Raw genomic sequence first — 9,692 nt, forward strand, 5'->3', positions numbered from 1 at the left:
GTCGCGTCCTTCACGGGCGCGTGGATTGAAACTTTGTAAACGCTTATAGGCTTAATGCGCACGGCGTCGCGTCCTTCACGGGCGCGTGGATTGAAACAATATCCAAATACTCTACAGTTGGACTTATATCTGTCGCGTCTTTCACGGGCGCGTGGATTGAAACTTTTAGGAACCTTGGACCTGTCGTTCAAGGTAATCGAGATTGCTATTTGGGCGGATCTGAACGCAGCAATTGTTCAGCCAATGGCCACACAATGCCAAGCGTTATTAAGATCAGGCCAGCAATAAAAATAGCCAAACTTATTAGCAGCGTAAAAATAGCCGCCAGAATCGGCGCACCTAAAATAGCACTAAGCCAGTCATATTGTGCGGTTAGGTAAACCCAACAGCATAACAGACACCAAGGGAACGAAGTGCCAGGCTCCAACAAGCTTGTGACCCAGCTATCCAGTTTGTTTAGAAGCTTTTCGGGTGTTGCCGTCATTGTTTTAGATCACATTTTAATTTAAAAATTTATTCATTTAATTTACATTCTTGTCTACATAGGCAAAATAAACAATAAATTAAGCGCTAAAAAGGAGTTTTATGCCATTCATTGCCCACCCCGCAGCAACAGGAAGCGAACATCAAAGCGTCCTTACTCATTTACGCGAAGTTAAAGTACTGGCTGAAGCCCTTGCCGAAAAATTTGGTTATGCGCAAGCGGGTGCCTTGATTGGCTTTTTACACGACTTTGGTAAGTATAGCGCTGCTTTTCAAGGTTATATGGACGATATTATTACCTTAAAGCAAGCTCATGCTAACCCCGATCTGGATGAGGATATTGACTCCCTGGCAAGAACGGTGAAGGGACAGAAAGGTACAATCAATCACTCCACCGCAGGTGCACAATGGTTGGTGAATCACTTAATGCAGATTGCTCCGGTGATTTTTAAAGAAGACAGCTCACTGAGCCAATACTGCATGGTCGTTGTGCAGGGGCTGGCTTTATGTATTGTGTCTCACCACAGTGGGTTGATCAATTGCCTGGCCGAACCAAGTGGCGGTTTATTGAAAAGGCTGAAGCTAGGTGAAGAAGACTCACACCTTAACGAATGTATTCAAAATGCCGACCCTGAAGTACTGAACGAAGCCCGCAAGCTGGCCGGTTATGACTTTTTAAAATCGGCCGCACAGGCGCTTAAAACTAGCCTTAGTCCATATCGTTCAAACAAAACAGAGCATGATTTTTATCTGGGTATGTTTGTTAAGCTTTGGTTTAGCTGCTTAATTGATGCAGACAGAACAAACAGCGCCGACTTTGAAACACCCGGCAATGAACCCGCACGCAATACACAAGCAGACTGGCATATGGCTTGTGCGCTTTTGGAGTCAAAAATTGCCGGATTTGATACAGAGGGTATTAACCAGATCCGCGCAGCTATCTCAGCTAATTGCCAACAAAAGGCGTTGGGCCAGCAGGGGATATACAGCCTTACCGTGCCGACGGGGGGAGGAAAAAACCTCGCCAGTCTGAGGTTTGCCTTACACCATGCTAAACAACACCAGCTCGACCGTATAATCTATGTGATCCCTTACACCTCAATTATTGAGCAAAATGCCCAGGCAGTCAGGGACGTCTTTGGTGATGAGCTGGGTGAGCAATGGGTGCTTGAACATCATTCAAATCTGGAGCCCGAAGTGCAAACCTGGCGCACCAAACTGGCCTGCGAGAACTGGGATAAACCCATTGTGTTTACCACTATGGTGCAGTTTCTTGAGAGCTTGTTTGGTGGCGGTACACGTGGCGTAAGACGTTTGCACCAGCTGAGCAAGGCAGTGCTGATCTTCGATGAGATCCAAACCTTACCGATTAATTGTGTTCACCTGTTTAATAACGCCGTGAACTTTTTGACCCGGCATTGCCATACCACAGCCGTGATGTGCACCGCGACACAGCCACTACTGAACAAACTACCCGAGCGGGTAAGGCCACGGGGTGAGCTGGCACTCACAGGTGACAATGAGTTGACTCCGGATATTTCAAAGCTCTATCAGGCACTGGAGCGTGTTACGGTTCGCAACCTTGTGCGGCCTCGGGGCTGGGATGAAAGTGAACTCACAGCGCTTATCGCACAGCAGCTTGAATCTAATACCAGTTGCCTGGTTATTGTGAATACCAAACACTGGGCTAAAGCCTTGTATCACGCACTCAATGAACATTTAGCCTGGTCGGATGGTATTTTTCATCTCAGCACAGATATGTGCGCGGCGCACCGCAAAGCAAAACTTGACGAAATAAGGTCGCGCCTGAATGACGGCTTGCCCACCTTATGTCTGTCAACGGCGTTAATAGAAGCAGGCGTTGATGTCGACTTTAATACCGTAGTGCGATTTTTGGCGGGCCTGGATTCCATTGCCCAGGCAGCTGGGCGTTGTAACCGCCATGGCAGACAACAAGGCATGGGCGAAGTTTTGGTGGTGAATCCGCACAAAGAAAACCTCAATATGCTGGCGGATATCAAACAGGGCATTGCAGCAACTAAGTACATCCTGGATGCGGATGACTTTGATGAGGCCAAGCTGCTGTCGCCCGAATATACCACACGTTACTTCGATAAATACTTTTATGAGCGCTGCGATGAAATGGGTTACCCGGCAGACACGCATGGATTGACCAAAGGCCAAAGCCAGTTGGTTGACCTGCTCAGCAGCAACGAAAAGAACATTGAAAAGTCGCCTATTGCGATCAGGCAGGCATTTATGGCTGCGGGTAAAGCGTTTAAAGCAATCAACGCGCCCACGCAGGGGGTGATAGTCCCGCATGATAATACAGCCAAAACGCTGATCAGCGCATTGCTGGCGCTCGATAAACGCTTTGATGCGGCGCAGTACCGTACATTGTTACAACAAGCACAGAAGTACAGCGTGAATGTGTTTACCCACAAGTTAAAGCAGTTGCTGGATAGTGAGGCGGCCTACCCGATAGCAGAGGGAGAGCCGGTTTACTACCTGCGGAATGAGCATTACAGCAGTGAGTTTGGATTGAGTTTAGAAATCTGTGGTGAGCAGGGTTTTTTGGGCTGTTAAGTGAAAAGAAGAGAGGCTAGGCCTCTCTTTCGAGTTACTTTTTCTGACATTATTTCAATCCACGCATTCGTGAAAATACAAATACGACAAACCAAAGTCTAGAACAAGAACAACGTAATCGGCAACAATTACTATTTCTAACATTGAACTGGAAAATTACAAAAGTCGAGCTAGAGTTTATTTATTGTTCGATTTTGCGGCAGCATTTATGGATTGGTTACCCAAGACTCTGCAAGAACTGCGCTTACTACAAAAAGACAGGTTTTATGCTGTCGTAGTAGTTGCTGCAATTGCATTTTTCATTTTTGTTTATCTAGGATTTTTAAAATAAGGAACGTATATGAAAAACAGTATCAGTTTTCGCTTATGGGGGCGGCACGCGTTGTTTTCCGATCCCATTACCCGGGTGGGTGGCGAAAAGTGTTCTTACCATATCCCCACCTACGAGGCCATTAAGGGCGTACTAAAGTCCATTTACTGGAAGCCCACGCTGGTCTGGCATGTTGATAAGGTACGGGTAATTAAGCCTCTGAGAACACAAACCCGGGGCACCAAGCCACTGAACTGGGGTGGTGGTAACAGTCTGGCCTATTACACTTTTTTGCATGACGTTGAATATCAGGTTCTGGCCCATTTTGAATGGAATGAACACCGTCCTGAGCTGGCTCAGGATCGTGTTGATGGTAAGCACTTTGCCATTGCTAAGCGGATGCTGAACAAAGGCGGACGCCAGGATATTTTTCTGGGAACTCGTGACTGCCAGGGCTATGTGGAACCTTGCGAGTTTGGCGAAGGTAAAGGCGCATTTGACGACACAGACGAACTGGGCTTTGGTCTGATGTTTCATGGCTTCGATTATCCGGATGAAACCGGCAAAGATGAATTACGAACCCGTTTTTGGCACGCAGTGATGAAAAACGGCGTGATCGATTACCCTACACCCGCGCAGTGCCCGGTAAATCGTTACGTGCGTAATATGGAGGCCAAAGCATTTGAGCTGGATAGCAATATGCAACCGGTGGCGAATACGGAGGAAAGCCTATGAGCTGGCTTGCAAAACTATACGACACCTACGAGCAGGCACAGCAAAGATTTGCCGATGCACCGCTGGAAGAGCAGATCATGCCCATCAGCCACACACCGCAGACGGCACATATTCACGTGCGCCTGAACGGGGCAGGAGAGTTTCTAGGAGCAGAAGTTGACAAGCAGATACTGGTTTTGCCTGCAACAGAAAAATCAGCTGGAAGAGCTAGTGGCCTAGCAGCTCATGCTTTGGCAGATAAAATCCAGTATGTCGCCGGTGACTATGAAGCGTTTGGCGGTGTTAAAAAACCGGGATTCGATTTATACCTGACCCAGCTTAAAGCCTGGGCAGACTCGGAATTTTGTAAACCCCCCTTACAGGCGGTTTTGCGTTATGTAGAAAAAAGAACACTGGTTGCTGATTTAGTTGAGCAGGGTGTATTGCATGCACAAGATGGCACGCTCCTGACTGAGTGGTCAGGGGAGGGCGATACCCCGGCATTACTCAAACTGCTGCCAAAGCAGCAGGGTAAAATTGATCAAGGCGCTGCGCTGGTGTGCTGGAGTGTAGAGCAACCGGGCGAGCTGCAAAGTAAAACCTGGCTGGATCCTGAATTGCAACAAAGCTGGATTGCGTTTGATGCACAAAACGGTGGCAGCGCTGCACTGTGCATGGTCACTGGCGAGGAGTTACCTGCGTCTGATAATCATCCTGCTAAGCTCAGGCACAGCGGCGACAAGGCCAAACTGATCTCTTCAAATGATAGCAGTGGCTATACCTACAGAGGACGCTTTAGCAGCGGACATGAAGCCAGTTCGGTAAGCTTTGAAGCCACCCAGAAAGCGCACAATGCGCTGCGCTGGTTACTGGCAAGGCAGGGCCATAGAACCGGCGATCAGGTTTATCTGGCCTGGGCGATATCAGGTAAAGCCGTACCGGACCCGGCTGAGCAGGACTGGTTAAACTGGATGACAGCCGAGCCAGAAGTAGATCACACAGTGGACCTGGGTGAGCGCTATGCCAATAACCTGAATCATTACTTTAATGGCCTGACAGGGCCTGAGCAGCTCGAAAAAAACGAGCAAATCGCTATGATTGGCATTGATTCAGCAACCCCCGGACGCATGGGGATCTTGTACTATCGAGAAACGGTAGCGGAAGATTTTCTTGCCCGGCTAAAGCAATGGCAACTGGACTTAGGCTGGTGGCAGCGGGTTAAGCTGGATGACAAAAACAGCGGCTGGCGGATCTGTGCCCCGTCGTTATACAGGACACTCGATGCCACTTATGGGGATGTGCTGAAATCCTCTGAAAGCCTGAAGAAAAACCTGGTGGCCCGACTCTACCCCTGCATCGTCGAAGGCAGCCCAATCCCCAGAGACATTATGAATAATGCATTTCATCGCGCAGTTAATCGGGTGGCTTATAAGAGCGACCAGAATTGGCTGTGGGCGCAAAACCTGGGGGTCGCCTGTGCGCTGATCCGGGGTTATTACAAGCGTACAAAAATCAAATCTGAACAAAAGGATTACGAGATGGCACTTCAAGAAGACTACAAATCACGCGACTACTTATTTGGTCGCTTGCTGGCAGTGGCCAACAAGATAGAACAAATAGCATTGTCGATAGGCGACAGCAAGCGAATGACCACTGCAGAGCGATATATGAACCGCTTTGTGAATAAACCCAGTTCAACCTGGCTGACCATAGTATCGGCTTTGGTGCCCTATCAGCAGCGTATTTTTGCTCATTATGGTGAATCGTTCGAGCGGGCATACACACTAAAGCTGGCGCAAATAACAGATTTATTTGCTGAGGTTGAGCAGTACAACTCAGACAAAAAACTATCGCCGGAATTCTTGCTTGGCTTTCATAGTCAGATGATGTGGCTGGAGCAGCACTCGCCTGTGAAAGGTCAGTGGCAGCCCAAAGCAACCAACAAAACCGAACCATCCACACCACAAACCGAATCAGTTTAAATTTAAAAGGAATGAACCATGAGCTTAACGAACAAAATTGACTTTGCCCTGATCTTTACCGTTAAAAACGCTAACCCCAACGGCGATCCGCTGAATGGCAACCGCCCAAGAACGGACTACGATGGTTTTGGTGAGATCACCGATGTGTGCCTTAAACGCAAAATTCGCGACCGTTTACAGGAAGCGGGTGAAAGTATCTTTGTTCAGTCGGACGAAAAGAAATCCGACGGCATGCCCAGCCTAAGAAGCCGCGCTGAATCAGACGAATTTGGGGTAGGCAAAGACACCTTTAACAGCAAAAAAACGCCCGTCGATACGGCGGCTAAAATTTGCTGCGAAAAGTGGCTGGACGTGCGCACGTTTGGTCAGGTCTTTGCTTACAAAGGCAGTGGCAGCGATGGCGTATCTATTCCGGTGCGTGGTCCGGTGACTATACAAAGTGCATTCAGCCTTGAGCCGGTGAGTATTTCCAGCACCCAGATCACCAAAAGTGTTAGCGGTGAAGGCGATGGTAAAAAGAAAAGCTCAGATACCATGGGCATGAAGCACCGGGTTGATAACGCAACGTATGTTGCCTTTGGTGCGATGACGCCTCAGTTAGCTGAAAAAACCGGCTTCAGTGATGACGATGCCGACAAGCTAAAGGCTGTGTTACCTCGCCTGTTTGAAGGCGATGCCTCCTCAGCACGCCCGGAGGGCTCTATGGCCGTTTCTCACCTTATCTGGTGGCAGCATAATAGTAAGTCGGGCCAGTATTCCTCTGCCAAAGTACACCAGACACTACGCAGCCATATTGAAAATGGTGAATCGCTTGATACGTCGGCACTGAACGACGCCTTGCTCAGTGCGCTGCAAGGGTTAGAGCCGCAAGTGATCGAAGGTTTTTGATCATGCACTCGGACGTAGCTGATCGTCGCTCCGTGGCGATCTCTGCGTTGCAGCACTATCTATTTTGCCCCCGGCAATGTGCGCTGATCCATCTGGAGCAGGTATGGCAGGAAAACTTTCTAACGGCCCATGGTCGTCAGTTACATGAGCGAGTAGATAGTGGTGCGCCGGAGTCGCGCAAAGGTGTGCGTTTCGAGCGGGGTGTTACTGTAAATGCGCCCAAGCTAGGCTTGCATGGTCAGCTCGATTTGCTGGAGCATCAAACCGCAAGTAGAACCTACTTGCCGGTTGAATACAAGCGGGGCAAGCCCAAAGCCACCAATGTGGATAAAGTGCAGTTGTGTGCTCAGGCACTTTGCCTGGAAGAAATGATGGCGACTCAGGTAGAAGTGGGCGCGTTGTGGTACTGGCAAACGCGTAAACGTTTAGAAGTTGAAATTGATGCTGCGTTGCGTACTCAGACCCTGGCATTGCTCGAGCAAATCCAAAACCTGTTCAGGCAAGGCCGAACACCTCAACCCGAGTATGGTAAACACTGTAAAGCCTGCTCTTTGTATGAGTTATGCCAGCCCAAGCTGATGCAAGGGGACAGATCAAGTGACTATGTGTCGGCTATGTTCAACCTGGATGAAAAATGAAGAAACTCCAAAACAGTCTGTATATCACCAAAGACGGTGTTTATTTGCATAAACAGCGAGAAACCCTGCTGATTGAACAACGCACCGAGGGAGTCAAAGAAAAGCTGATGCAGCTCCCCATTCATTCTATTGGCAGTATTTTTTGCTTTGGTAATATTATGGTTTCTCCTCAGTTGCTGGGGTTTTGCGGTGAAAGTGGCACGCACCTGAGCTTTTTTGATATGCAGGGGCGGTTTTTGGCAAATGTGGTGGGTAAACAAACCGGCAATGTGCTGCTGCGCCGCCAGCAATATCGGGTGGTCGATCAGGCATCGACTGAGATTGCCAGGTTGATAGTCAGCGCGAAAGTGCGTTCAAGTCGAACCTTATTACAGCGCCACCGTCGCAATCACGGCGACAGTGATAAGCTGAATAAGGCCATAAACCGGCTCAGACAGATCTTAGAACAGCTCGAGGTAACGCTTAGTTATGAGCAAGTACTGGGCATGGAAGGGGAAGCCGCTGCACATTACTTTGCCGCTTTTTCTGAGGTGATTAAAGCGAATCAAAGTGGCAAGTTATTCAATGGTCGCAGCCGAAGGCCACCCAAAGATCCCGTTAATGCTGTGCTCTCGTTACTTTACTCAGTGCTTGGACAGGAAATAAGTGGCGCATTGCAAGGTGTTGGCCTGGATCCGCAAGTGGGGTTTTTACATAAGGAGCGGCCGGGGCGCGATAGCCTGGCACTTGATCTGCTAGAAGAGTTCCGTGCACCGCTGATTGATACTTTGGTGGTGACCTTATTCAATCGTGGGCAGCTTTCAGAGTCTGACTTCACAACCGATAGCGTAGGTGGTGTAACGTTAAAAGATGAAGCCAGAAAGCGAGTTTTTCAGGCTTATCAGAGTAAAAAGCAAGAAGAGATCCGGCATGAATTTTTACAGGAAAAAATTCAGTTGGGTTTACTACCGCACGTGCAGGCTATGCTACTGGCTCGACATATTCGGGGTGACCTAGAGTGCTACCCGCCTTTTTACCTGAAAAAGTAAGGATATACACTATGATGGTATTGGTGACTTATGATGTTTCTTTTGAGAGCGAAGACGGACAAAAACGCTTACGTAACCTTGCCAAGGTGTGCCTGGATCATGGAGTTCGTGTACAGTACTCAGTATTTGAGTGCGAAGTAGACCCGGCGCAGTGGGTGAGCTTTAAGGCTAAACTATTAAAAATCTATGACCCACAAGTCGACAGCCTGAGATTCTATAAGTTAGGCAAAAACTGGCACAACAAAGTGGAACATCACGGCGCCAAAGCAGCCATTGATATTTTTCGTGATCCACTCATTCTTTGATCCCCAATTTGAATACCTCAGCGCTAACCCCTGGTTCTCATAAAAACCCCGGGAGGTTAGCGCTTATGTATGTTCTTTAAAAATAAGGCTATTTTAAATTACCGCTGGCTTGGCAGTGTGTTTGACCGTGATTTTTATCGAGGTTAGCGCAAATCATGCATTTTTGCTAAGCTGGCTGGGCCTTGGCAACAAGGCTGTCGCGTCCTTCACGGACGCGTGGATTGAAACACCACCCGTGCGAACATCAACACCCGCTGCAGACGTCGCGTCCTTCACGGACGCGTGGATTGAAACAGCGGCGCGTTCTTCCTGCCCCTCCCAGTCACCAAGTCGCGTCCTTCACGGACGCGTGGATTGAAACTGTAAGCAATGCAGAGACCAGATAATTGAGTGTGTCGTCGCGTCCTTCACGGACGCGTGGATTGAAACCTTATCATTTTATAGGATATTTACGCGCATGCAGTCGCGTCCTTCACGGACGCGTGGATTGAAACCATATATCATATTTAACTCCCTAATCGTGTAAATGGTCGCGTCCTTCACGGACGCGTGGATTGAAACATCATCTGAATAATTATGAACCCCAAAACAGAAGTCGCGTCCTTCACGGACGCGTGGATTGAAACCCCCCCCCTACGAGTAGAGCGCTACACCGTTGGCGTCGCGTCCTTCACGGACGCGTGGATTGAAACATGTGGTCTGGGTCTAACGCCATATCCCCCCCTAGTCGCGTCCTTCACGGACGCGTGGATTGAAAC

The 9,692-nt window shown here is 48.8% G+C and carries 7 protein-coding genes and 1 CRISPR repeat array; all 7 genes read left to right on the forward strand.

Annotated elements, in window-relative coordinates; all coding sequences use genetic code 11:
- Positions 1–585: 585 nt before the first annotated feature.
- The 7 genes from TW77_RS23280 to cas2 all read left to right on the forward strand — a co-directional run bounded on the left by TW77_RS23280 (position 586) and on the right by cas2 (position 8,934).
- Positions 586–3,069, forward strand: coding sequence for a CRISPR-associated helicase/endonuclease Cas3 (locus TW77_RS23280; protein ID WP_046007364.1), 2,484 nt, complete (start codon positions 586–588; stop codon positions 3,067–3,069).
- 340 nt (positions 3,070–3,409) lie between these two features.
- The gene (gene cas5c / locus TW77_RS23285; protein ID WP_046007365.1) at positions 3,410–4,114 is read left to right on the forward strand and encodes a type I-C CRISPR-associated protein Cas5c; all 705 of its coding nucleotides are present in this window, start codon (positions 3,410–3,412) and stop codon (positions 4,112–4,114) included.
- Positions 4,111–6,075, forward strand: a complete 1,965-nt coding sequence (gene cas8c / locus TW77_RS23290; protein WP_046007366.1) for a type I-C CRISPR-associated protein Cas8c/Csd1 — start codon at positions 4,111–4,113, stop codon at positions 6,073–6,075. Before cas5c ends, cas8c begins: the two co-directional genes overlap by 4 nt.
- 18 nt (positions 6,076–6,093) lie before the next feature.
- Positions 6,094–6,963: a type I-C CRISPR-associated protein Cas7/Csd2 gene (gene cas7c / locus TW77_RS23295; RefSeq protein WP_046007367.1), complete on the forward strand. Its 870-nt coding sequence runs from the start codon at positions 6,094–6,096 to the stop codon at positions 6,961–6,963.
- A gap of 2 nt (positions 6,964–6,965) precedes the next feature.
- Entirely contained in the window at positions 6,966–7,601 is a 636-nt protein-coding gene (gene cas4, locus TW77_RS23300; RefSeq protein ID WP_046007368.1) for a CRISPR-associated protein Cas4, read from the forward strand.
- On the forward strand, positions 7,598–8,629 hold the full coding sequence (gene cas1c, locus TW77_RS23305) for a type I-C CRISPR-associated endonuclease Cas1c (RefSeq protein ID WP_046007369.1): 1,032 nt from the start codon (positions 7,598–7,600) through the stop codon (positions 8,627–8,629). The genes cas4 and cas1c overlap by 4 nt, the downstream gene beginning before the upstream one ends.
- Positions 8,630–8,640: 11 nt before the next feature.
- On the forward strand, positions 8,641–8,934 hold the full coding sequence (cas2, locus tag TW77_RS23310) for a CRISPR-associated endonuclease Cas2 (protein ID WP_046007370.1): 294 nt from the start codon (positions 8,641–8,643) through the stop codon (positions 8,932–8,934).
- A gap of 196 nt (positions 8,935–9,130) precedes the next feature.
- Positions 9,131–9,692: direct repeats of the CRISPR family, unit length 32 nt; unit sequence GTCGCGTCCTTCACGGACGCGTGGATTGAAAC.

Origin of the sequence: Pseudoalteromonas rubra (assembly GCF_000967655.1) — a bacterium.
Taxonomy (GTDB): domain Bacteria; phylum Pseudomonadota; class Gammaproteobacteria; order Enterobacterales; family Alteromonadaceae; genus Pseudoalteromonas; species Pseudoalteromonas rubra_A.

What these genes read in the sequence shown, in the direction of transcription:
- TW77_RS23280 (WP_046007364.1), top strand. Translation starts at nt 586, where the DNA reads ATGCCATTCATTGCCCACCCCGCAGCAACAGGAAGCGAACATCAAAGC.
- cas5c (WP_046007365.1), top strand. Translation starts at nt 3,410, where the DNA reads ATGAAAAACAGTATCAGTTTTCGCTTATGGGGGCGGCACGCGTTGTTT.
- cas8c (WP_046007366.1), top strand. Translation starts at nt 4,111, where the DNA reads ATGAGCTGGCTTGCAAAACTATACGACACCTACGAGCAGGCACAGCAA.
- cas7c (WP_046007367.1), top strand. Translation starts at nt 6,094, where the DNA reads ATGAGCTTAACGAACAAAATTGACTTTGCCCTGATCTTTACCGTTAAA.
- cas4 (WP_046007368.1), top strand. Translation starts at nt 6,966, where the DNA reads ATGCACTCGGACGTAGCTGATCGTCGCTCCGTGGCGATCTCTGCGTTG.
- cas1c (WP_046007369.1), top strand. Translation starts at nt 7,598, where the DNA reads ATGAAGAAACTCCAAAACAGTCTGTATATCACCAAAGACGGTGTTTAT.
- cas2 (WP_046007370.1), top strand. Translation starts at nt 8,641, where the DNA reads ATGATGGTATTGGTGACTTATGATGTTTCTTTTGAGAGCGAAGACGGA.